General features: G+C 57.7%; 18 protein-coding genes and 1 pseudogene. 4 read left to right on the forward strand and 15 right to left on the reverse strand.

Translation table 11 applies throughout. The features are described from left to right. Nucleotides 1–30: 30 nt before the first annotated feature. Nucleotides 31–1,425: an amino acid permease gene (locus ACIPZG_RS06330; RefSeq protein WP_400711204.1), complete on the reverse strand. Its 1,395-nt coding sequence runs from the start codon at nt 1,423–1,425 to the stop codon at nt 31–33. Between the two features lie 354 nt (nt 1,426–1,779). On the opposite strand from ACIPZG_RS06330, the gene ACIPZG_RS06335 reads away from it, so the two are divergent. Continuing rightward, nucleotides 1,780–2,553, forward strand: a complete 774-nt coding sequence (locus ACIPZG_RS06335) for a LysR family transcriptional regulator (protein ID WP_400711207.1) — start codon at nt 1,780–1,782, stop codon at nt 2,551–2,553. A 330-nt stretch (nt 2,554–2,883) separates the two neighbouring features. Here the strand turns inward: ACIPZG_RS06335 and ACIPZG_RS06340 are convergent, their stop codons facing one another. The 12 genes from ACIPZG_RS06340 to ACIPZG_RS06395 all read right to left on the reverse strand — a co-directional run bounded on the left by ACIPZG_RS06340 (nt 2,884) and on the right by ACIPZG_RS06395 (nt 18,259). After that, entirely contained in the window at nt 2,884–3,456 is a 573-nt protein-coding gene (locus ACIPZG_RS06340; RefSeq protein WP_400711210.1) for a TetR/AcrR family transcriptional regulator, read from the reverse strand. Nucleotides 3,457–3,623: 167 nt separating this feature from the next. Continuing rightward, nucleotides 3,624–4,679: an ABC transporter substrate-binding protein gene (locus ACIPZG_RS06345; RefSeq protein ID WP_400711213.1), complete on the reverse strand. Its 1,056-nt coding sequence runs from the start codon at nt 4,677–4,679 to the stop codon at nt 3,624–3,626. 45 nt (nt 4,680–4,724) lie between these two features. Further along, nucleotides 4,725–5,573, reverse strand: a complete 849-nt coding sequence (locus ACIPZG_RS06350; protein WP_400711216.1) for an ABC transporter permease — start codon at nt 5,571–5,573, stop codon at nt 4,725–4,727. 6 nt (nt 5,574–5,579) lie between these two features. Next, nucleotides 5,580–6,854, reverse strand: coding sequence for an ABC transporter permease (locus ACIPZG_RS06355; protein WP_400711219.1), 1,275 nt, complete (start codon nt 6,852–6,854; stop codon nt 5,580–5,582). 30 nt (nt 6,855–6,884) lie between these two features. After that, the gene (locus tag ACIPZG_RS06360; protein WP_400711222.1) at nt 6,885–7,967 is read right to left on the reverse strand and encodes an ABC transporter ATP-binding protein; all 1,083 of its coding nucleotides are present in this window, start codon (nt 7,965–7,967) and stop codon (nt 6,885–6,887) included. A 156-nt stretch (nt 7,968–8,123) separates the two neighbouring features. Continuing rightward, a complete protein-coding gene (locus ACIPZG_RS06365) occupies nt 8,124–9,176 on the reverse strand; it encodes an ABC transporter substrate-binding protein (protein WP_400711225.1) in 1,053 nt (350 codons plus the stop codon). A gap of 66 nt (nt 9,177–9,242) precedes the next feature. Continuing rightward, complete coding sequence (locus ACIPZG_RS06370) at nt 9,243–11,690, reverse strand: FAD-dependent oxidoreductase (RefSeq protein WP_400711228.1); 2,448 nt, start codon at nt 11,688–11,690, stop codon at nt 9,243–9,245. A 47-nt stretch (nt 11,691–11,737) separates the two neighbouring features. Beyond that, nucleotides 11,738–12,589 (reverse strand): formyltetrahydrofolate deformylase, encoded by an 852-nt coding sequence (gene purU / locus ACIPZG_RS06375; protein WP_286113709.1) that lies wholly within the window; start codon nt 12,587–12,589, stop codon nt 11,738–11,740. A gap of 18 nt (nt 12,590–12,607) precedes the next feature. Beyond that, entirely contained in the window at nt 12,608–13,546 is a 939-nt protein-coding gene (locus ACIPZG_RS06380) for an electron transfer flavoprotein subunit alpha/FixB family protein (RefSeq protein ID WP_400711231.1), read from the reverse strand. Continuing rightward, complete coding sequence (locus ACIPZG_RS06385; RefSeq protein ID WP_286113707.1) at nt 13,546–14,295, reverse strand: electron transfer flavoprotein subunit beta/FixA family protein; 750 nt, start codon at nt 14,293–14,295, stop codon at nt 13,546–13,548. The genes ACIPZG_RS06380 and ACIPZG_RS06385 overlap by 1 nt, the downstream gene beginning before the upstream one ends. Before the next feature lie 586 nt (nt 14,296–14,881). Then, on the reverse strand, nt 14,882–15,796 hold the full coding sequence (folD, locus tag ACIPZG_RS06390; protein WP_400711234.1) for a bifunctional methylenetetrahydrofolate dehydrogenase/methenyltetrahydrofolate cyclohydrolase FolD: 915 nt from the start codon (nt 15,794–15,796) through the stop codon (nt 14,882–14,884). A gap of 33 nt (nt 15,797–15,829) precedes the next feature. Further along, the gene (locus ACIPZG_RS06395) at nt 15,830–18,259 is read right to left on the reverse strand and encodes an FAD-dependent oxidoreductase (RefSeq protein WP_400711237.1); all 2,430 of its coding nucleotides are present in this window, start codon (nt 18,257–18,259) and stop codon (nt 15,830–15,832) included. Nucleotides 18,260–18,431: 172 nt separating this feature from the next. On the opposite strand from ACIPZG_RS06395, the gene ACIPZG_RS06400 reads away from it, so the two are divergent. The 3 genes and pseudogenes from ACIPZG_RS06400 (at nt 18,432) to ACIPZG_RS06410 (ending at nt 20,286) form a co-directional block, all read left to right on the forward strand. Beyond that, nucleotides 18,432–19,307: a LysR family transcriptional regulator gene (locus tag ACIPZG_RS06400; protein WP_400711240.1), complete on the forward strand. Its 876-nt coding sequence runs from the start codon at nt 18,432–18,434 to the stop codon at nt 19,305–19,307. A 12-nt stretch (nt 19,308–19,319) separates the two neighbouring features. Further along, nucleotides 19,320–19,484, forward strand: a pseudogene (locus ACIPZG_RS06405) (MBL fold metallo-hydrolase); the annotation flags it as partial. 547 nt (nt 19,485–20,031) lie between these two features. Beyond that, nucleotides 20,032–20,286: a type B 50S ribosomal protein L31 gene (locus ACIPZG_RS06410; protein WP_400711243.1), complete on the forward strand. Its 255-nt coding sequence runs from the start codon at nt 20,032–20,034 to the stop codon at nt 20,284–20,286. Nucleotides 20,287–20,485: 199 nt separating this feature from the next. Here ACIPZG_RS06410 and ACIPZG_RS06415 read toward each other — a convergent pair whose 3' ends face one another. Continuing rightward, nucleotides 20,486–21,661 (reverse strand): MFS transporter, encoded by a 1,176-nt coding sequence (locus ACIPZG_RS06415; protein ID WP_400711246.1) that lies wholly within the window; start codon nt 21,659–21,661, stop codon nt 20,486–20,488. Between the two features lie 79 nt (nt 21,662–21,740). Further along, entirely contained in the window at nt 21,741–22,769 is a 1,029-nt protein-coding gene (locus tag ACIPZG_RS06420) for an alpha/beta hydrolase (protein WP_400711249.1), read from the reverse strand. Nucleotides 22,770–22,916: the final 147 nt, after the last annotated feature.

Here is a 22,916-nt window from a genome sequence, read left to right on the forward strand (position 1 = left end):
GTCCGGGGTGTACTGATACGGCGTTATTGACTAAGCAATGGTGACGGACTGGCCTTTGACACCTCGCTGACGCTTGCGAGAAAGGCTCAGTGCCAGATACGAAGCAGCAATAGCGAAGATGGCTATCACGCACTGCAGCAGGCTCATCTGCATGGAGGGGTCGAATGCCATGCTGACCAGGACGGCGATGATCGAAGCGGTGACCAGCAGCGGCAGCCATGGGTGAGCCCACATGGCGAACTTCAGGCTGCCCTCTTCTACCCACTTGCGGCGCAGCTTGAGTTGCGAGAGGCAAATCATCAGGTAGACAAACAAGAACACCGTGCCCGAGGAATTGATCAGGAACTGGAACACCGTATCCGGCCACAGCGCTGCAATAACCACGCAGCCATAGCCCACCAAGGTGGAGGCAAGCACGCCACGAACCGGCACGCCTTTTTTGTTCACGCCAGCAATCCAACGAGGCGCCTCGTCATTGGACGCCAGGACGAACAGCAAGCGCGAAGAGGTATAGAGGCCGGCGTTGAGCACCGACAGCACGGCAACCAGAATGACCGCAGTAAGCATCTCGCCAGCACCGGGAATGCCAATGTGCTCCAGTGTGGTCACGAAAGGCGATTTGCCTGGGGTCAGGCTGGTCCACGGCTGGGCGACAACGATGAAGAACGTGGCCAGCACAAAGAACACCAGGATGCGGAGCATGACGGTGTTCACGGCCTTGCGGATGTTGCGGGTAGGGTCTTCCGATTCTGCCGCGGCGAGTGTCGCGACCTCGACACCTGTCATCGAGAAAATGACCACGACGACACCCGTGAACAGTGCACCAACACCGTGGGGCAAGAAGCCGCCGTGCTGGGTCAGGTTGTCAAACGTGGCAGTCGAGTTCGGCCACAGATGGAACACGTACGCGCCCGCCACGAGCAGGAACACAACGATAGCGGCCACTTTAACCCCGGCGAACCAGTACTCGGCCTCGCCAAAGGAGTGCACCGACATCATGTTCAGCAAGGTCATGCTGATCATGAGCCCAAGAGCAATGACCCAGACCGGAATATCCGGGAACCAGCCATTGATGATCTGACCGCCAACCACGGCTTCAAAGCCGACGACAATGACCCAGAAATACCAGTACAGCCAGCCGGTCATGTACCCCGCCGGCCGGCCAAACGCCATTCGGGCGTAGTCAACAAAAGAACCTTTGGTGGGATGTGCCGCGGCCATCTCACCGAGCATACGCATGACCAGGGCGACGATGATGCCGGTGATGGCATAGGTGAGGAACGCACCCGGGCCGGTTGAGGCAATGACTGCGCTGGAACCGACGAACAGACCTGCGCCAATCACGCCGCCAAGGGCAAGCATGCTGATATGGCGTGTTTTCAGCGCTCGTTTTAGGCGCGGATCATGCTCTGACTGAATGGGCATGGGGTGTCTCCTTTTATTATTGTTCAACGCTTGAACAGGAGACTAAAACGCCTTTGCGGTACTGGAAATCGTTAAATGTTCAGGTTTGCTAGCATTAATTTGTACAAATGTATGATATCGAATGCGGCTAGTTAGAGGCACCTTAGCTCTGCTTTGCCATGCTTGCCCGCAATGTTATAGATTGTTATGAAGCAATGCGGAGACGTAGAGACGCCAAGGGCCAGGACACTCCACGCCTGGCGCTCCCCGGACTTCTCTGACGGATGGACAACTCAGGCGCCTCACAGAAATTCACGTCTGTTCTCAAATGATCTCTGGACAATGCCCCGAATCCTTCTCCCAATGGGATAGTCCATGGCGACTAAAAAAATGCATTTTTCCAGTCAGGTCAGCGACTTCGACCGGCGCCTGTTGAGAGTCTTCAAAACAGTAGTCGAGTCGGGTGGATTCACCGCGGCAGAGGTGGAACTGAACGTTACCCGCTCGGCCATCAGTGCAAGCATGGCCGATCTCGAAAAACGTATGGGCTTTCGCTTGTGCCACAGAGGGCGCACCGGCTTTTCCCTTACGGATGCCGGGCATCAAGTGCACGAGCACACCCTCGGTCTGCTCGGATCACTGGATAGCTTTCGCAGACAGGTGAATGCCATTCACTCCTCACTCAAGGGCGAATTATCCATTGGCATCACTGACAATCTGATAACCATGCGCCGCATGCGCATTGTCCATTCACTACAGCGGCTGAAGCAGCAAGCCCCTGAGGTGACTATCAATATTCGCATGCTCCCACCCAATGAAATCGAAAAGGGCGTGCTCAACGGCCAGTTCCATATTGGCATGGTTCCACGCTTACGACCGGCACCGGGCTTGGATCATTTCCCCATGTATGAGGAGGAGTCCGGCCTTTACTGTGGTGAGCAACACCCGCTTTTCGGTATCCCAGATAGCGAGCTAACCGCAGATCGCGTCCTGAAGCATGATGCTGTGGCACCTGCCTACGCACAGCCGAAGGATATCCAACGCATCTACCAACGACACAAAATCGACGCCACTGTCAGTGATCGTGAAGGCGTGGCATTTCTGCTGATGACGGGCTGTTTCATCGGCATCTTGGGAAAACAGGGCTGACTGAGCAAACGATAAGGAAGATCGCCCACTCGCTTAGCCCTGAGGAACACAAGAAGCTAATGGCCTGCAAAATGCCTAAGTGGATGCGAGCTGCATGGGCCAGCTCCGCTAACGAGGATGAAGGCTAAAACCCTACGTTCCACCCTCCCCCAGTTGCTAATCGCGAAATCCACAGCAACGATTTGGTCAGCGCCAGCTTCAGTGATCTGAGCAACGCTAGGTACGGTAGAAGGTAATGCATCTACGTGAGTTACGCGCTGCCGTTAGACGCGCTTGTTGGAAGCGCCCAGCGAAGTCAGTTTTCGCGCCGGACGCTCACCCTCGATTCAGTCAGTCCCGATTAAGCAGTAACCGAGTGGATAAAATTCGTAACTGTCGCCTGATCACTTGAGTGGGATCCACGTGCGGCTCCGCCTCAAGATTGAGATGACAGATCAGTAGTGCATGCAGCTCATCACACAGGTTTTCCAGCCCTTCCGGACTCAAGCCAATGTCATCACCTGCTGTTTTAACAATCAGGCGCAACAGCTCTTGACGTTGCAACTGACGAATCTCGGCAATGGCTTCGGCCTGCTCGATATCGAGGTGGTGAATTTCAGCTTTCGCGACCCGAGCTGCTCTCCCACCCTGCGCGCTGTATTCGGCCAGCTTTTCCCAAAGCAGTGAATGCATTTGAACGGCGCTGTCGGTTTGCCCCAGAGCTCTGTCACGCAGTACTTTCAGCAGGTCGTGCTCATGCTGGTTGATCAGCTCGAACAACAGCAGTTGCTTACTCTCGACGAAGTTATATAGCGATCCGGCTTGCACACCGACTGCCGCAGCAAGCGCCCGCATACTCATGCCCCGATAGCCCAACTCGCACATCAATTCACTGGCCACCTCCCTGATCCGTTCGAATGTCATGCATCGTCTTGCAACCACACTTTCCACGATCAACCTCACTCATTAAATCATGAACAACAGATCCATCAGCTCAAGGACCGACCCGACATGCAGGCGACATCCAGACGGGGCGCGGGTTCTGCATCACCCCCGCCCCGTCAGAGCTTAAAACTCGCTAAAGCAGCGCCTTACTTCGAAAGCCATGCATTGAAACGCTCGTTCAGCTCATCCGCATGATCGGCCCACCAGGTGGAGTCCACTTGCAGTGCCGACGCGAAGTTTTCCGGTGTCGTTGGCAAATGCGGTTTCACATCTGCAACAACCAATGGCTGGGAAGACTCACGGGTCGGGCCATAGGCGATGTACTTGCTCTGGTCAGCAAGGACCGCACTCTGGGTCGCGAAGCGAAGATACTTGAGGGCTTCCTGCTTCTTCGGTGTACCTTTCGGAATCGTCCACACGTCCATGTCATACATCTGGCCATCCCAGATGATCTTGAACGGCTGCTTCTCTTTCACCTGTGCGTCGTAGATCCGGCCGTTGTAGGCTGAGGCCATGACTACCTGACCGTCTGCGAGCAGCTGCGGCGGCTGTGCACCCGCCTCCCACCAGATGACCTGGCTCTTGATGGTGTCCAGCTTGGCGAAGGCTCGCTCCAGTCCCTCTTCGGTTTCCAGGGTTGCGTAAACTTCATCGCGCGGCACTCCGTCTGCCAGCAAGGCCCATTCGAGGTTCACTTGGGGCGCCTTGCGCAGCGAGCGCTTACCTGGGAACGTCTTGGTGTCGAAGAAATCCTTGAGCGTGGTCGGCTGCTCGCCCTTGAAGGCGTGGGTATTGAAAGCGACGGCTGTCGTCCAGACGATGCTGGCCACAGCGCAGTCAGACAGCGCGCCGGGAATGAAGTCCTGGCTGGCAGGTTTACCGTTGGAGCCTGGTGCCAGGTCCTTATCGGGGTCGATGCGCTCAAGCAGCCCGGCATTACACGCCCTCACAGCATTGGGCAACTCCATGTCGACGACATCCCAGGTAATTTTATTGGTATCTACTTGGGCCTTCACCTGCGCGATACCCCCGGAGTAGTCCTCCGAGATCACTTTGATCCCCGTCTCTTTAGCGAAAGGCTTGTGCACAGCCTCGATCTGCGCCGTGGCCAAGCTGCCGCCATAGGACACCACCGTCAGGCTGTCATTAGCCATCGCGATGCAGGAAGCCAGCGCCGAAACTACGAAGAGAATGCTTTTCATACGGTCTTACCTTTTTGTGTTGAAGGTTATTGGCAGAAAAACCGGTTATTCACGAATCCCGCGCATGCGCAGTGATCGCCTGCGCAGGAACTCGATGGCGACGAGCAACAAGACAGAGCCCAGGATCAACAATGTGGCGGCAGCGAGAATGGTCGGACTGATCTGCTCGCGCATGCCCGACCACATCTGACGTGGAATCGTGCGCTGCTCCACCCCCCCCAGGAACAGCACGACTACCGCCTCATCGAACGACGTCACCAGCGCGAACAACGCACCTGAGATGATGCCCGGGCGAATGATCGGGAACGTCACCCGAAAGAAGGTGTAGGTCGATGATGCGCCCAGGCTGGCCGCTGCCCGGGTTAGCGAATGGTCGTAGCCCACCAGAGTGGCCGTGACGGTGATGATCACAAACGGCGTGCCCAATACCGCATGGGCCAGGATGATGCCGAGGTGACTCTGGGCGATGCCGAGCGTGCTGTAGAAGAAGTACATGCCCGCCGACGAAATGATCACGGGCACGATCATCGGTGAGATCAATGTTCCCATCAGCAGCCGTTTGAACGGCAGGTTCGAGCGACTGAGCCCAAGTGCCGCGACAGTCCCCAACGCCGTCGCGATAACCGTCGAGCATGTGGCAATCAGCAAGCTGTTCTTGAACGACAGGATCCACAGCGGATCCTCCAGCAACTCACGGTACCAGCGTAGCGAGAAGGCTTCAGGGTCCAGATGCAGCATGCCGCTGGTGAAGCTGAAGTACGGTTCCACGTTGAACGACAGTGGCGTGATCACGATGATCGGCAATACCAGAAACAGCAGCACCAACAGGGCAAAGCCGCGGACACTGTAGAACCACACGCGCCCGACCGGGCCGGTATAGCTTGGAAGGCTCATGATCGATCACCCCAGTTTCATGTTGCTGATGCCGACGATGCGGTCGTACAGCCAGTAGAGGAACAGGACGATCAGCAGCAGGATACTGCCGATGGCGGCCGCGAGCCCCCAGTTGAGGGAGGACTGCATGTGGTAGGCGATGAAGTTGCTGATCATCTGGCCGGTACGACCGCCCACCAGCGCGGGCGTGATGTAGTAACCGATGGCAAGGATGAACACCAGGATGCCGCCAGCACTGAGCCCGGGCAGCGAAAGCGGGAAGTACACTTGCAGGAACGTTCGCAGCGAACTTGCGCCCATGGAGTGCGCAGCGCGGATATAGGTGTTATCGATACTGCGCATCACGCTGTACATCGGCAGCACCATGAACGGCAGCAAGATGTGGGTCATTGCCGTAACCGTGCCGAACATGTTGTAGATCAGGTCCAGGGGCTGCGAGATGACGCCAAGGTTCAACAAAGCACTGTTGAGCACACCATTGGATTGCAGGATCACTATCCAGGCGCTGGTGCGAACCAGCAATGAAGTCCAGAACGGCAGCAGCACCAGAATCATAAGCACGTTGCTAAGTTTTGGCGGCAAGGTAGCCAGCATGTAGGCCAACGGGTAGCCCAGTACGATGCACGCCAGTGTGATACCCAAGGCTACGCCCAAGGTTTTGAGCAACACATCCACGTAGATGCGCCGGCTCTCGGGTTGGCGGGCCACGTTACCCTGGTCGTCGTATTGCAGATCGAGGGCCGCCATGTAGTGCACCCCCGAATAGGCCGGTGCCAATACCTTGAGCTGGTTCCAGGTTCCTGACTCACCCCAGCGTTTGTCCGCCTTGATCATCAGGTCGCGATAGCCAATAACGGGCTGAGGTGCCTTGGCCAGTTCCCGTGCGGTCCGCGCCAACAGGCTCTTCATGCCACTCTTGACCCGGTTCAGGTCGGAAGAAACCCGTTCCAGTTCACGGGATTGTTGCAATGCCAACAGCTCCGATCCTAGCGCGGTGTAGGCCTGCTCATCGGGTAAAGCGGCGCCGTTCCAGGCAGACAGGGCGCGCGACGTTTCCGGCATCGACTGCGAAAGCGTGGCGTTCTGCACGCTTCGCACCAACATATCGCCGATCGGCAGCAGGAAAAATACGGCGATAAATGCCAGCAGCGGCAGCACCAGCAGCAGCGAGCGCGTTTTGTTGATACGTTCCGCGCGGGCCAGGCGCGCCTTGAGGTTGCCCGCTTGTGCGGCGTCCCCTGCACTTTCGTACGGCGTGTTCACAGAAGGTAGAACATTCATGACGAACTCCGGATCTCAGGTAGGACGAAGTCAGGCGTCAAGCGCCCGGCAATCTTCGGCCGACCAGCCAACATCGATGCAGGTACCTGGTTGTGGGCGTACGTGGCCGGCAGCATTGGCGAGCTTGACGATGAACTCGTCATGCCCGGCCAGGCGCAACCGTGCCCGCAGGTGATCACCGTGGTAGATGATTTCCTGAATACAGGCCGGCAACCGGTTCTCGTACAGGCCTGGTGCGGGGTCTATGGCCACGCGCTCAGGCCGAATTGAGAGCGTGGTCTTCTCGCCGCTGGCTGGCACATTGACCGAGAGCGCTTTCAGGGTGTGATCGCCGACCCGAACCCGGCAGAAGCGGCCGTCGCGCTCGACGACTTCGCCATGCAAGCGGTTGTTCTCCCCAATGAAGCTCGCGACAAAGGCGGTTTCTGGTTTTTCATAAAGATCGGCCGGGTTGGCGAGCTGCTGCACGACCCCATCGTTGAACACCGCAATGCGGTCGGACATGGTCAGCGCCTCGCTCTGATCATGCGTGACGTAGACCACCGTGATGCCCAGTTGCTTGGAGAGCCGCTTGATCTCGTACTGCATCTGTTCGCGCAGTTGCTTATCCAAGGCGCCGAGCGGCTCATCCATCAACACCAGGCGCGGTTCAAAGATCAGCGCTCGCGCCAGGGCGACGCGTTGTTTCTGGCCACCCGACAGTTGCGCCGGCATCCGGCTGCCTAACTTGCCCAGTGCAACCATGTCCAAGGCCTTGCGGACCCGTTCCTGGATTTCCGTGCGCGAGAGATTGCGCACCTTGAGCGGAAACGCGAGGTTTTCCTCGATGGTCATGTGCGGGAACAAGGCATAGTTCTGAAACACCATGCCGATGCCCCGCTTCTGCGGCGCGATGTCATTGACCGACTTGCGGTCGATGCAGATTTCGCCGTGGGTCACGGTCTCGAAACCGGCCAGCATCATCAGGCAGGTGGTCTTACCTGAGCCGGACGGGCCGAGCATCGTGACGAATTCGCCGTGCTGAATTTCCAGGTTGAAGTTCTTTACTACGAGGTGCTCGCCGTCGTAGCTCTTTTGGACATTGCGAAAACTGACAAACGCTTCTGTTTGCATGGTTACCCCTTTTTTGTTCGGGTTGCGTGGGTGCAGGCAAAGAAGATCGGTTGGCCAGCTGCTGGCTGGCACCGCTGGTTTTTATTGTTCTAGTCGGCTCCATGCCCCATTCACGTCGAGGTCGCCAACTACGCCTCCGGCGCTCGCCACTGCCCGCTAGCGGGCTAGCCACGCGTTGAATCGCTCGTTCAGGTCATCGGCGTGATCGCTCCACCAAGCCGAATCCAGTTGCAGTGCTGTCACGAAGTTTTCCGGGCTGGTGGGCAGGTCAGCTTTGACCCTTGGGTCGACCAGCGCCTGCGCGGAAAGCCGAGTCGGTCCATAGGCGATGTAGTTACTCTGGTCGGCCAGCACGGCGCTTTGCGTAGCGAACTTGAGAAACGCCATGGCCTGTTCTTTACGCGGATTGCCTTTGGGCAGAACCCAGGCATCCATGTCGTATACCTGGCCATCCCAGATGATCTTGAACGGTTGTTTTTCCTTCTGTTGTGCCACGGCAATGCGGCCGTTGTAGGCTGAGGCCATGGTCACCTGGCCGTCAGCCAGCAACTGCGGCGGCTGGGCCCCGGCCTCCCACCAGACGATGTCTTTCTTGATGGCGTCGAGCTTGGCAAATGCCCGCTCTACCCCTTCCTCAGTTTCCAACACCGAATACACCTGGTCACGTGGTACACCATCCGCCATCAATGCCCACTCGAGGTTGACCTGAGGGGCCTTGCGCAGGGCACGCTTGCCGGGAAAGCGTTGCACGTCGAAGAGATCGTTCAATGTCTGTGGCTGCTCGCCTGAATAGGCTTTGCTGTTGAAGGCCACTACCGTGGACCAGACGTAGTTGGCCACCCCGCATTCACTGAGTGCACCGGGGATGAAGTCCTTAGCCGCCGGGGTGCCATCTGGAGCGGGTGCCAGGTCGGCAGGGTTCAGGCGTTCCAACAAACCGGCATTGCAGGCCCGCTGGACATTGGGCAGTTCTGCATCGACCACATCCCAGGTGACCTTCTGGCTATCGACCTGGGTCTTGATCTGAGCGATCCCGCCAGAATAGTCCTCTGAAATGATGCGAGTACCAGTGGCCTGGCTGTAGGGCTTATGGGCAGCCTCGATTTGCGCAGCCGCCAGACTCCCACCATAAGAAACCACGGTCAGGCTGTTGGCCATGACCGGTGTCGAGAACAGAGCAATTACGAGTGGCAAAACAGCGTTGTTCATGTTCGACCCTCTCTACCGCGACTGAGAAACCCGCCAGTACCTGTGATGGAACCGGCGGATGGCGCTTCAGCACTTGATGCGTTGCATATCCGGGTCGTAGAACGCACGCAGGCTTGCCTCGACCTTGTAGCGCTTGCAGGCGACTTCGATCTCGTACTCACCTTCCTTGATCCACTCCGGCGAGATGCCGGCGTCGTTACGCACATACCCCATCGCCACGTTGCCGCCGATGTGGTGGCCATACATGCCTGAGGTGGTGCGCCCGACGATCTGGCCATTTCGGTAGATCGGCTCCTCGTGGTAGCTGGTGCCCTCGGGGTCGAGGAAGCGGAACAGCACCATGCGCCGGGTCACACCCCTGCTCTTCTGCTCCTGCAACGCTTCTTTACCGATGAAGCCGCCGGGCTTGTTGAAGTCCGAGGCGAACGCCAGGCCGGCTTCCAAGGGCGTGTCCTCTTCCATCACGTCGTGGCCGAAGTGGCGGTAGCCCTTCTCGATACGCAGCGAGTTCAGCGCGTGGTAGCCGCAAAGCTTGAGGTCGAAAGGCTTGCCGGCCTCGACGATGCGGTCGAATACATCGGGGGCGAACTCGGTCGGGATGTACAACTCCCAGCCCAGTTCTCCCACATAAGTAATCCGAGAAGCGCGAACCATGGCGTAACCAAGTTCGATCTCACGTGAGGTCGCGAACGGGAAAGCCTCGTTGGACAGGTCGTCTGCAGTGAGCGTCTGCAGCAGCTCCCGCGACCGCGGTCCCATGACGCTGATCACGGCCATGGACGAGGTCACGTCGGTAATCACCACCGCAGCATCCGTAGGGGTGTTACGGCGCAGCCAGTTCAGGTCGCGGGTCTGCGTGGTCGGGCCGGTAACCACCAAGAACGCATCGTCAGCCAGCCGCGTCACGGTTAGATCTGCTTCGATGCCGCCACGCTCGTTCAGCCATTGGGTGTAGACAATACGGCCTGTTGCTACGTCGATGTTGTTGCTACAAATGCGGTTCAGCACCGCCATGGCATCGCGGCCCTGCACCATGATCTTGGCGAACGAGCTTTGATCGAACAGCCCTACGTTTTCACGTACCGCCTTGTGTTCGGCTGCTGACCAGGCGAACCAGTTCTGTTTACCCCAGCTGTATTGGTACTCGGGCTTCTGCCCTTGCGGAGCGAAGAAGTTGGCGCGCTCCCAGCCAGACACCTCGCCATAGCAGGCGTTGGCCTTCACCAGTCGGTCATGCAGGATACTCTTGCGCACGTTGCGCGCGGTCTCGAACTGGCGGAACGGCCAGTGCATTGCATAGAGCAGGCCGAGGCCTTCTGTAGTGCGGTCGTACAGGTACTTGGAGTTACCCTGGAATGGCATGTTGCGACGGATATCCACGTCCCACAGATCCATCGGCGCATGGCCCTTGGCGATCCACTCGGCCAGTACCTTGCCGGCGCCCCCCGCCGATTGAATACCCACCGAGTTGAACCCGGCAGCTACAAAATAGTTACGCAGTTCCGGGGCTTCGCCCAGGTGGTAGCGGTCATCCGGGGTGAAGCTCTCGGGGCCGTTGAAGAATACCTGCAACCCGGTGCGCTCCAGGGCCGGCACTCGGCGAATGGCGTGTTCGAGGTAAGGCTCCAAGTGCTCCATGTCCGGCGGCAGTTCATCGAAGCTGAAGCTGTCTGGAATCCCTTCGTGGCCCCAGGGCTTGGCATTCGGCTCAAAGGTGCCGATCAACAGCTTACCGGCGTCTGTCTTGAAGTAGTTGCAGTGATCGAGATCGCGCAGCGTAGGCAGCACGCGGGTGAGCTCGGGCATGGGCTCGGTCACCACGTAATAGTGCTCGGCAGCGTGCAGCGGTACGTTTACACCAGCCTTCTTGCCGAAGTTACGCGCCCACATGCCCGCGCAGTTGACGACGAATTCGGCATCGATGTCGCCGAACTCGGTGACCACGCCAGCGGCCTTGCCATCCTTGATCTTGATGTCCAGCACGCGAGTGTTTTCGATGATCTTCGCGCCGCCCATGCGTGCGCCCTTGGCTAATGCCTGGGTGACATCCACCGGATTGACGATGCCGTCCAGCGGCAAATACACACCACCGACCACATCGTCGATGTTCAGTAGCGGCCACAGCTCCAGTGCTTGCTCGGGGTTGACCACTTCGCAGGGGAAACCGCAGAGCTTTGCCATCGAAGCGCCGCGTTTGAGTTCGGTGAAGCGCTCGGCATGGGTCGCAATGCTCAGCGAGCCGTTACGCAAGAAGCCCGTCGCCTGCCCCGTTTCGGCTTCCAGCGATTCGTACAGGCCGGCACTGTACTTGGCCAGCATGCTCATGTTGTAGGTGGCGCGCAGCGTCGGCACCAGGCCTGCCGCATGCCAGGTGGTGCCACAGGTCAGCGTCTTGCGCTCCAGCAGGACGACATCCTTGATGCCCAGCTTGGTCAGGTGATAGGCGACGCTGCAGCCGATGACGCCACCGCCCACGATCACTACACGGGCTGAGCCCGGTACGGAATTGCTCATGATCCAGCTCCAAAATGCGGCGGGCACGCCCACCGTGACTCGCGGGTTTAAAAGACGACAGTCTTGTTGCCGTAGACCAGCACACGGTCTTCCAGGTGATTGCGCAGGCCGCGGGCAAGCACGGTCTTCTCTACGTCCTTGCCCAGGCGTACCAGGTCATCAACGTTCTGTTGGTGACTGACGCGCACCACGTCCTGGTCGATGATCGGGCCTTCGTCGAGGTCTTCAGTGACGTAGTGGCAAGTGGCGCCGATCAGCTTCACGCCACGGCGCGAGGCCTGGTGATATGGTTTGGCACCAATGAACGACGGCAGGAAACTGTGGTGGATGTTGATCACCTTGTGCCGGTACTTCTCGCACAGGTTTTGCGGCAGGATCTGCATGTAGCGGGCAAGCACGATGCAATCGGCGCGGTACTCATCGATCAACGCTTCGGTCTGGGCGAAGCCTTTGGCCTTGTCGTCCTTGTCGATGTGCACCACATGGAAAGGAATGCCGTACCACTCCACCAGTCCGCGCAGGTCTTCATGATTGGAGATTACGCAGGCAATGTCGCAGCTGATGTCACCGCTCTTCCAGCGGTCCAGCAGGTCAGTCATGCAGTGCGAGCCCTTGCTGCACATGAGTACGACGCGCTTTTTATGCTGGCTATCTACCAGACGCCAGTTCATTTGCAGCTCTTCGGCCAATGGCGTTAGCTTGCGTTGCAGTACGTCGTAGTCGAACGGCAGCGAGTCGGCGCGCACTACAATGCGGCTGAAGAAGCGTTGGCTTTCTTCGTCCGAGTGATGGGAGGCCTCCTCAATCCAGCCGCCGTGGGTACTAAAGGCTCCGGAAACCCGGGTGACAATCCCGACTTTGTCCGGGCAATCGAAAGCGAGGCAAAAAGTACGTTTCAAGATTAAGTGCTCCGGCAATCAGGACAGCTCGGCTTCAAGAGCCGGCATCGCTTCGAACAGGTCGGCAACGAGGCCATAGTCGGCCACACGGAAAATCGGGGCTTCTTCGTCTTGGTTGATGGCGACGATGATCTTCGAGTCTTTCATGCCGGCCAGGTGCTGAATGGCACCGGAGATGCCGACTGCGATGTAGAGTTCTGGCGCGACGATCTTGCCGGTCTGCCCCACCTGCATATCGTTCGAGACGAAGCCGGCATCCACCGCCGCCCTTGAGGCGCCGACAGCAGCACCGAGCTTGTCGGCCACCTTGTCGAGTAGTTGGAAGTTCGCACCATTGCCCATACCACGACCGCCAGAAATGACGATTTTGGCAGTGCTGAGATCGACGCCTTCAGTACTACGCAGCTCGGCGTTGACGAAGCGCGACAGGCCTAGATCAGTCGCATTGCTGATCGATTCCAAGGTTGCGCTGCCTCCGCTTGCAGTTGCAGTTGCGAAGGCGCTGCTGCGCACGCTTACCACCTTCACCGAGTCCTGGCTTTGCACGGTCACCAAAGCATTGCCGGCATAGATGGGGCGAACGAATGTGTCGGGCGAAACCACCTCCACCACGTCGGAGATCTGCGCAACGTCCAGCAAGGCGGCAACTCGGGGCAAGAGGTTCTTCCCCGCCGCGCTGGCCGATGCCAGTACATGGCTGTACTGCTTCGCCTGTACCAGGTCGACTACCAGCGCAGCAACGTTTTCCACCAGTTGCGCCGCATAAGCCGGAGTATCGGCGTTCAGTACTTTCGTGACGCCATCCAATTGTTTCGCTTGCTCAGCGACCGCGCCACAAGCGTGACCGGCAACCAGCACCTCGATCGGCAGGCCAAGCTGCAACGCAGCATTCAGGGTAGAAAGTGTTGCCGGCTTCAGGCTGGCTTTGTCATGTTCGGCAATAATCAATACGGCCATCAGATCACCCCCGCTTCGGTTTTAAGCATCTGCACCAGCTCACTCACAGACCCGACGCGCTTACCTGCATCGCGCTCTGCCGGGGCGGTGACCTTCAATACCTTCAGGCGCGGCGATACATCCACGCCCAGCGTGTCGATGGCCACCAGGTCGAGAGGTTTTTTCTTGGCTTTCATGATGTTTGGCAGCGAGGCATACCTGGGCTCGTTGAGGCGCAGGTCGGCGGTGATGACTGCGGGCAGCGTGAGGTGCAAGGTTTCCAGGCCACCATCCACTTCACGAGTGACCTTCACACCCTCTCCGGCAAACTCCAGTTTCGACGCGAAGGTACCTTGGGCACTTCCCAGCAAGGCCGCGAGCATTTGGCCAGTCTGGTTGTTGTCGCCATCGATGGACTGTTTGCCGAGCACCACCAGGTCTGCGCCTTCTTGGCGCGCAATGGCCTTCAAGGCCTTGGCAACGGCCAGCGGCTCCAGACCATCCGGTGCCTGAACCAAGACCGCCCGATCGGCCCCCATGGCCAGCGCCGTTCTCAGCTGTTCCTGGCAGGCATCACTACCTACAGATACGGCTACTACTTCGCTGGCGTGGCCAGCTTCTTTCGTCTGTACAGCAGCTTCCACTGCGATCTCGCAGAACGGGTTGATCGCCATTTTCAGATTGCTCAATTCCACGCCAGAACCATCGGTTTTGACGCGCACCTTGACGTTGGCATCGACCACTCGCTTGACCGCCACTAAAACCTTCATCTCCACCTCCACGCATGCAAACGGGACGGCTGCCTTGTAACAGCCAGGATTTAAACGCTGTAGTTACTGGTGACCCTTTGGATCTTTCGGGGTGATCGCTATAGCCCGCGCAACACAAACTTTCGGTGATGCCACGAACGCGTGCTGATTCGGTAACGGCCGAACAGGCGTCGAAGCGCGACCAAAAACATGTCTTGATTGCGGGCCTTTGAGAGCCCCTGGGCAGAGGAATGACCGCTAAGCGTGTTCCGCGAACACATCTCGCGAAGACGAAGCAGTTGAAAGAGCTGGGTTGGAGTCGCGCTACCAGACGACGCTTGAAGAGCGCCATTCCGATCAACGTGTATTACACGTGGGGCCAACAGAGTAGATGCCACGAGCGACCTCCGAGAGCTTGTTTTTGTTGTTGCGCTCAGTTGATGGCTTGATCGTAGGAATTTTGCTTACACCTGACAAACGATGAAAAACACGATCATTAATAAGCCCTACTAATACGTTGGCTATAGCGTTCCCTCCGCTCCTCAAAAAGACAGCCGGTGCGACACAGGCGCAACGGCTGTTAAGGAAAACCGCAGAGCTGTGGGTTTTAGCCGAAGGCAAGACCTTCAGCAGCAGACGCAGCAGTGAGGGTATTCTTCAGCAGGCAAGCCACTGTCATTGGTCCAACACCTCCTGGGACGGGCGTGATGGCACCGGCGATCGCACTTACTGCGTCCGTATCAGCGTCCCCCACCAACAGGGATTTGCCATCCTCACTGACTATCCGGTTGATCCCGACGTCGATCACAGTGGCTCCCGGCTTGATATAACCCGCGCCGAATTTGCGCGGAGCACCGACTGCCAGGACCAGAATGTCAGCTTGTCGACACTCGTCCTCCAGATTGCGGGAGCGTGAATGCAGGATGGTCACCGTACAGTTGGCCTGGAGCAGCAGGCTGGCCATCGGTTTACCGACAATGTTCGAGCGTCCGACGACCACTGCTTTCAGGCCACTCAGATCGCCCAAGCGATCTTTGAGTAACAACAAACACCCCAGAGGCGTACAGGGTATGAGTGTGGCGGTGCCCTGGCTCAAACGTCCGACATTGATCGGGTGAAAGCCATCTACATCCTTGGCGGGACTGATCGCGGCTATGACCTGCGCTTCGTCCAAATGCGCAGGCAATGGCAATTGAACCAAGATGCCGTGCACCTGTGGATCTTCATTAAGCTGGCGAATCAGCTCGAGCAAAGCCGACTGGCTCGTCGAACCCGGCAAGAGGTGTGGGAACGAACGAATGCCGGTATCTGCCGCCGTCTTCATCTTGGTGCGCACATACACTTGGCTGGCAGGATCATCACCTACTAGCACTACTGCCAAGCCGGGCGGCTGCCCGGTCGACCGGGCAAATTGCTCAGCGCCCTGAGCCACTTGCCCACGTAGTGCCTCGGCGAAGGCTTTGCCATCAATCAGCGCTGCACCTTCAGCGGCCGAAGGCACGGCTTCCTCAATTGCGGTCATCGTCCAACTTCCTCCTCATGCATAGAGTTTGAATCAGTGCTTCAAGCGAGCACCCGTAGGGTCATAGACACAGTTGCGGGTCACAATTGCCGGGCAGCGTTCACCGAGTATTTCGATGCTGAGCTGTGTTCCTGGGTCAACCAGATCACGTCTGATAAAGCCAAGCGCCAGGCTTTTTTCCACGCGGTAGCCGTAGGCACCCGACGTAGTCAGCCCCACCATTTCGTCGCCCTGGAAAATCGGCTCACTGCCCAGCGCATCTGCACGCCCCGCCTCAACTTCCATCAGCACGAGTCGATGGCTGCTCGGAGCATTCTTTTCGGCAATTACCGCGGCGTGCCCCTCGAAGTCGCCTTTTTCGGACTTAATGAAATACCCCATCCCTGAAGCCAGCGCGCTGTATTCAGTGGTCAACTCCCGGCCCCAGATCTGGTAGCCCTTTTCCAGCCGCATCGAGTCCATTGCACGCATGCCGAAGTCAGCTATACCCACTGACTTGCCAGCCTCCATCAGTGCCAGGTACAGCTCGATCTGCCGATCGATCGGGTGATGCAGTTCCCAACCCAATTCGCCGACAAAGTTCATGCGTAACGCACGCACCGGCACACCGCTGACCTCTATTTCCTGTCCGGTAAACCATGGAAACGCTTTGTTGCTCAGATCGGTATCTGTCAGTTGCGCAAGAACCTCGCGAGATCGCGGTCCGGCCAGGATCAGCGCGCCCATCTCGCGGGTGACATTACGAATTTGGACATCTTTACGTCCTTTGGCGCGGACTCGGAGCCAGTCATCGATCAGCAATTCCGCTGCGGCTGGGCACATCAGGTAGAAGCGGCCGTCTTGCAGCAGCGTGACAGAGAACTCCCAAGCAACACTGCCCTCGTCGGTCAACACATGCGCAAGTGCGACATCGCCTGGTTTGGCCGGGAGTCGGTTCGGGCTGATGCGGTCAAGATACGCCCTGACACCTTCACCTGAAATTTCAAATTTGGTGAACGGTGTCAGATCCAGCACACCGGCGCGCTGGGCGACTGCCTCGCATTCGGCACGCACCGCGGCATCCCAATTACCTCGGCTGAAGCTGTGCGCTTCCTGAGTCGGCTGTCCACCCACGGCAAACCAGCTGGGGCGCTCCCAACCGTAGAAGGCGCCATGAACCGCCCCCTTCACTTTGAGCAACGAGTATACCGGGCTGGTTTTCTGCTCCCGGCACGCCGGGCGCATCGCATATTCGTTCGGCTGGCCCAGCTGGTATTCATTGGCATACACCTCAAGCGCTTTGCTCACGGTGTACGAGAGATTGGCGTAGCTACCGAAACGCCGGGAGTCCAACTCCCATAGGTCCACTTCGGGCTGCCCGTGCATGATCCATTGGGCAAGGTAGCGACCCGCCCCTCCGCCCTGGGTTATGCCGAAGCTAAAGCCTGCACAGGCAAAGTAGTTGTCATAGCCGTGTACCGGTCCCAAGAGCGGCAAGCCATCCGGGGTGTAGACAATCGGCCCGTTCACGACTGTCTTGATACCGCCCTGCCCGATCAGCCCTATCTGTTCGATGGCCTCACCGATGATGTCCTCCAACCGACCGAGTTCCGGTTGCAACAACTCCTGGCCGAACTGTGCCGGGACGCCATCGACCGCCCAGGCAACCGGATTTCGCTCGTAGGGCCCGAGGATCAGACCTTTGCCTTCCTGACGCAGGTAATAGGAGATATCCGGATCCCGTAACAGCGGTAGCAGGCCTGGGCGCTTTTCTAGTTCCGGTATGGCATCGGTCACCAGGTACTGGTGCTCGAGGGAGCACATCGGGAACTGGTGGCCGATCATCGCTGCCACTTCATTGGCACGGAAGCCCGCTGCGTTGACGATGATGTCGGCAGTGATCACACCTTGCTCTGTTGAGACTTGCCAGCGGGCATCAGGCAACTGTTGGATGGCGGTGACCGGGTTGTAGCGAACAATAGTGGCCCCGTAGCCTCGCGCTAGCTTCGCCATGGCATTGGTGACGCTGGTGGGGTCGATATGCCCATCATAAGGGTCCCACAAACCGCCCAGCAGGCCAGTGGTATCAAGATAGGGATGAAGTTCACGCAGCCTGGCGTTATCTACGACTTCAACACCCACCATACCGGCGATTTTCGCCAGGCCAGCGACACGCTTGAACTCATCCAGGCGTTCCTGGGTGTGCGCCAGACGAACTGAGCCCGTCTGATGGTGCCCCACGGACTCCCCGGTTTGCTCCGCCAACTGCTGATAGAGCTCAATACTGTGCTTTTGAAGCTTCATGATGTTCAGGCTGGTGCTGAACGAAGGCAGGTTACCTGCCGCATGCCAGGTCGAGCCCGAGGTGAGCTCCAGCTTCTCGACCAGCATCACGTCTGTCCAGCCAGCCTTGGCCAGGTGATACAGCGTGCTGACCCCCGTGATCCCACCACCGATGACGAGTACTTTGGTTTCCGACTTCATGGTCTATCCCCTGTGCTGAGCTAATCCTGCCCAAAAGACTCACGGCAGCTGGCAATTTCTCTAGGCTTGGCCCCTTCCTGCTGGCTGCTGGGGATGGATGCTAATAAGCTTGAATACCACGCACAAACGATGTAAAAGCGGCAATTCAATAAGAACAACTTATGCGTGAACCATGGCCCTCGCGAATCTGCAACTCAACTGGCTGCGCACCTTCGAAGTCGTCGGCAGGCACCTGAGCTTCTCCCATGCCGCGGTCGAGCTGAATATGAGCCAATCGGCGGTGAGCCAGCAGATCAAATTGCTGGAGCACAAGCTCGGTAAAAATCTGTTCCAAAGGCAGACGCGGTCGATTCAGTTGACTGTCGCGGGGCGGGCCTACCTCGGTGTGGTGCAGGAAGGCCTGAAGCACATGGAGCAAGGCATGAGCAGCATCTTCAGCTCAGTTGCCCAAGGGGTACTTGAGCTCAGCGTAAACAACTCCTTCGCGCAGTTATGGCTGGCACCTCGCATGGAGCGATTCGCAACCCTTTACCCACAAGTCTCTATCCGCATGTATGGGGTGAACTGGGAGGCTGATGCGCCGCCAGGCGGTGGCGAGATCGAGATCCGTTACGGTGCAGGAAATTGGGCCGGCATGGAGTCCACGCAGCTCATTTCTCAAGAGCTACGTCCCTACTGTTCCTCGTCGATGTCGAATCGTCTACGTGATGCGGGTGGTGTCCTGAGCCTCCCTTTGATCGATGTTCTCGGGACGCCCAACGGCTGGAACGATTGGCTAGATCGTTATCCTCAAGGCGAACCTGAGCACCTGCAGCGGTTTAGTGTCGATAGTTATGCCATTGCAGCAAGTATGGCGGTTGAAAACGCAGGCATTTGCTTGCTAAACGAAGAATTGCTTCAGGGGTCGCGGTTACGGGAATTTTTGCTGTGTCCCCTAGAGCAGACGATCCCTTCGCAGGCAACCTTCTATCTCGTCAAGCACCGTGATCGGCCGCTTTCAAGTGCAGCCCTCGCCTTCACTAACTGGCTATCCAGTGAGCTCCGATGATGCCCACATGCATTGCTTGCCGTTGCCAGCCATACGCATTTTGATCATATCGCCGGGCATCATGAGCTCGAGCAACGGCTGGTGCATGCGGCAGAGGCTGACGTTCTTGCCAGCCCTGACCGCGGGAGTACCTTGGTGTCAGCCTTCCTCGGGGACGACATGTTCGACATGCACCCGACCGTCCGCCCTTTGCTACTCAAAATAATGCATCAACGTCGCACCTGCGACGCACTAGATCGACGATGGATACTCAGCAACAACCTGATCGAGCGTGAAACCAGCATCAAGCCGGCTTACGGCATGGACTTGGGCGGCAGTTTCGACAGGGCTAGCGGGCAGCATGCCACGAGACTTATCGAACTGCTGGATGGCAGTCTGGGGTGACGCCCTATCCAGAGCCACGGTACGCAGGATGGTCTCGGCGTGATTTCGCAGGCCCTCATCGTCGAGATCGGGCAGAGGCGTATCTACGGTGCGCGCAAAGTCCTCCCATGCCTGGAGGATAGGTTCCATGTTTTGAAGAATGAATTCGGCCAATCTCATGGGTATCGCCATCGAAGTGCGGATACTAAGCATAGGCAAGAGATGCGCTAGGCAGAGCATCCGAAGCCCTGAGTCTATAGCTCGATGTTTGAAGCTCGCAATGGAATCCTTTGCACAGCCTTAAAATGAGATTCGATATCATTTATATTGTTACTTTATATCATCTCATTCGGAGCTCCACGTGAAACCCGGCATCCATCCAGATTATCGTCCCGTCCTATTTCATGACGTCTCGGCAAACGCGTTTTGGCTGATCGGATCGACGATTGATACAGACAAGACCTTCACTCACAGCGATGGCAAGACCTACCCATACGTTACCCTGGATGTGTCCAGCGCATCTCACCCGGTCTACACCGGCCAGGAACGTAAAGCCAAATCCGAAGGCCGTGTAGCTGGCTTCAACAAGAGGTTCGCGGCGTTCACCCAGAAGTAGATATGAAGGGTTTAGTGAGGCAAAAACCAAGAAGCCGGCGCTATCGCCGGCTTTTTTCTGCGCCCGATTGTGATTAGAAGTAGTACCTGACCGAAGCACCTAATGTGGTGGACGGCTGAGGAACGATTACCAGACCGCTATTGGTACCGTAGGCGACCTCAGTGCCATAACGAAACCGGCTGCTGATGGCTTCCACCGGCTATCGTCGGCTTGTGAGAATGCTCAGTACGGTTGCAGTGAGCAAGAATATGCCACTGGCGATGAAGGTAGCCTGATAACCCATCCCGTCGTACAGCATCCCGCCTGCAGTTGCACCAGCAGTGATAGCCAACTGAATTACTGCGACCATCAACCCACCACCAGCCTCTGCATCGTGTGGCAGTGCCTTGGCCAACCAGGTGAACCATCCCACCGGTGCACAGGTCGCGACCAGCCCCCACAGCCCCAGCACTGCGGCCACAGGAACAAGCCAGCTACCAACCACGATTACGGCAAATGCGATGGCAGTCATGATCAACGGTATTCCTACCAAAACCTTGTTCAGACTTTGACTAACAAGAGAGCCAGCTACCATGGTGCCTACCAATCCTGCGGCCCCGATGATCAAGAGCAGGAGCGAGAGCGTGGGCACATCGACATGCGTGACTGTCTCCAGGAAAGGCCGCAGATACGTAAAGAGTGTGAACTGCCCCATGAAAAGGAACGCTACTGCAGCCATGCCGAGGGCAACCTTGCTGTCCCCAAGCAAGCGCAGCGAGCCGGTGGCCGATACCTGAGTCCGCTCACTAGGCATTGCCGGCAACGTGAAGGCTTGCCAGATCATCGCCAGTGCAGCCAAAGGCACCACGCAAAAGAATGCCCCTCTCCAGCCAATGATGCCGCCCAGGTAGCTCCCAACCGGCGCTGCGATTGCTGTAGCCAACGCGGTACCGCCCTGCATCACAGCAATAGCCTTCGGAACGAGTGCATCGGGCGCGATACGCATCATCACTGCGGTAGACATCGACCAATAGCCGCCAATGGCAACTCCCAGTACGGCTCGCCCAACCATCAACGTCAGGTAGTTCGGGGCAAAGGCCACCATGCCCCCGGAAACTAGCATAAGCGCTGTCGTAGCCAGCAGGACAGGCTTGCGGTCGATCCCCTGGGTTACGGTGGCCAGTAACAGGCTGGTGATCACAGCAAAGAAGCCCGAGATAGAAATGGCCTGCCCGGCCTGCCCTTCAGTCAGTGACAAATCGGATGCAATCGGCGTGAGCAAACTCACAGGCAGGAACTCAGAAGCCACCAAGGCAAAAGCACAGAGCGACATCGCCAGGACAGCGCTCCAGACCTGACGGTTTGAGTGTTGAAGGGGTATTGCTGGGCTGCTCATGGCAATTCTCGTTGTAGCAATTTCAAAAAACACGGATGCCCAGGCCCTGCGTGGTGCTGGGCCTGGAAACAACAGCCATTTACTTGAGGTTGTCGCGGAAGAAAGTCGTCAGCTTGCTGAAGGGGATCATCTCTACGCGGTCGTACAGATCCACATGGCCAGCGCCCGGGACAATCACGAGTTCCTTGGGTTCGCCGGCAAGGCGATACGCCTCTTCGCTGAACTCCCGGGAATGAGCATCCTCTCCTGCGATGAACAACATGGGACGAGGCGAGATCGTCTCGATGTCATTGAACGGATAGAAGTTCATGAACCTGACGTTACTGGTCAGCGTCGGGTGCGTCGTCAGAAGCGGCGACAGCCCTTTGGGAGTGAACTCGCCACGAGGAGTGCGGTAAAAGTCGTAAAACTCCCGCTCGATGGCATTAGAACTCTCAGTTAGCTGATCCACCGTGCCACTGGTGTACTTCATTTCGCCTCCGGCAAACTCGACATCACGCTGGGCTACTGCTTCGGCGATAGCCTTTTTGCGCTGTTCGACCGAGACGCCATGCTTGAGTCCATTGCGGTTGGCGGCACCCATGTCGTACATGCTGACCGTGGCAATCGCTTTCATGCGTGGATCAATTTTCGCCGCACTGATGGCAAAGCTGCCGCTGCCACAGATACCCAGCACGCCAATACGGTTCCGATCAACGAAACCTTGAGCACCGAGATAGTCGACCGCCGCACTGAAGTCTTCGGCATAGATGTCCGGCGACACCAGATTGCGCGGACGCCCGTCACTTTCACCCCAGAACGACAGGTCGATGGCCAGGGTCACGAAGCCCTGCTCTGCCAGCTTCTGGGCATAAAGATTCGAGCTTTGCTCCTTGACCGCCCCCATTGGGTGGCCAACGATAATGGCTGGATAACGCGTATTGCGGTTCAGGTTTTTGGGAACAAACAGGTTTCCGACCGTGTTCAGCTGGAACTGGTTTTTGAAGGAAACACGCTCACGTGATACCTGCTCACTCTTGTAGAAATTGTTGGCCCCATGGGACATATCGGCGGCTCCCGCAGTGAAAGAACTGGCCATTAAGGCAAACGCTACGATCAAAGACTTCATGCACATTTCCTTGTCTGCTCGAAACGGACGTGATCCGAGGTACCGCCGCTTAACGCATCCCTGGTACCTCTACTGCTATCTATCTTCCCCGCGTAAACCGGTACATCAGTAGAGCAAACGGGTAGTTTTCTTGCCTAAATCTCCAGA

Source organism: Pseudomonas sp. NPDC089395, assembly GCF_044749525.1.
Taxonomy (GTDB): Bacteria; Pseudomonadota; Gammaproteobacteria; order Pseudomonadales; family Pseudomonadaceae; genus Aquipseudomonas.

What these genes read in the sequence shown, in the direction of transcription:
- ACIPZG_RS06340 (WP_400711210.1), bottom strand. Translation starts at nt 3,456, where the DNA reads ATGACATTCGAACGGATCAGGGAGGTGGCCAGTGAATTGATGTGCGAG.
- ACIPZG_RS06330 (WP_400711204.1), bottom strand. Translation starts at nt 1,425, where the DNA reads ATGCCCATTCAGTCAGAGCATGATCCGCGCCTAAAACGAGCGCTGAAA.
- ACIPZG_RS06420 (WP_400711249.1), bottom strand. Translation starts at nt 22,769, where the DNA reads ATGAAGTCTTTGATCGTAGCGTTTGCCTTAATGGCCAGTTCTTTCACT.
- ACIPZG_RS06400 (WP_400711240.1), top strand. Translation starts at nt 18,432, where the DNA reads ATGGCCCTCGCGAATCTGCAACTCAACTGGCTGCGCACCTTCGAAGTC.
- ACIPZG_RS06395 (WP_400711237.1), bottom strand. Translation starts at nt 18,259, where the DNA reads ATGAAGTCGGAAACCAAAGTACTCGTCATCGGTGGTGGGATCACGGGG.
- folD (WP_400711234.1), bottom strand. Translation starts at nt 15,796, where the DNA reads ATGACCGCAATTGAGGAAGCCGTGCCTTCGGCCGCTGAAGGTGCAGCG.
- ACIPZG_RS06345 (WP_400711213.1), bottom strand. Translation starts at nt 4,679, where the DNA reads ATGAAAAGCATTCTCTTCGTAGTTTCGGCGCTGGCTTCCTGCATCGCG.
- ACIPZG_RS06335 (WP_400711207.1), top strand. Translation starts at nt 1,780, where the DNA reads ATGGCGACTAAAAAAATGCATTTTTCCAGTCAGGTCAGCGACTTCGAC.
- ACIPZG_RS06415 (WP_400711246.1), bottom strand. Translation starts at nt 21,661, where the DNA reads ATGAGCAGCCCAGCAATACCCCTTCAACACTCAAACCGTCAGGTCTGG.
- ACIPZG_RS06360 (WP_400711222.1), bottom strand. Translation starts at nt 7,967, where the DNA reads ATGCAAACAGAAGCGTTTGTCAGTTTTCGCAATGTCCAAAAGAGCTAC.
- ACIPZG_RS06370 (WP_400711228.1), bottom strand. Translation starts at nt 11,690, where the DNA reads ATGAGCAATTCCGTACCGGGCTCAGCCCGTGTAGTGATCGTGGGCGGT.
- ACIPZG_RS06380 (WP_400711231.1), bottom strand. Translation starts at nt 13,546, where the DNA reads ATGGCCGTATTGATTATTGCCGAACATGACAAAGCCAGCCTGAAGCCG.
- ACIPZG_RS06365 (WP_400711225.1), bottom strand. Translation starts at nt 9,176, where the DNA reads ATGAACAACGCTGTTTTGCCACTCGTAATTGCTCTGTTCTCGACACCG.
- ACIPZG_RS06355 (WP_400711219.1), bottom strand. Translation starts at nt 6,854, where the DNA reads ATGAATGTTCTACCTTCTGTGAACACGCCGTACGAAAGTGCAGGGGAC.
- ACIPZG_RS06350 (WP_400711216.1), bottom strand. Translation starts at nt 5,573, where the DNA reads ATGAGCCTTCCAAGCTATACCGGCCCGGTCGGGCGCGTGTGGTTCTAC.
- ACIPZG_RS06385 (WP_286113707.1), bottom strand. Translation starts at nt 14,295, where the DNA reads ATGAAGGTTTTAGTGGCGGTCAAGCGAGTGGTCGATGCCAACGTCAAG.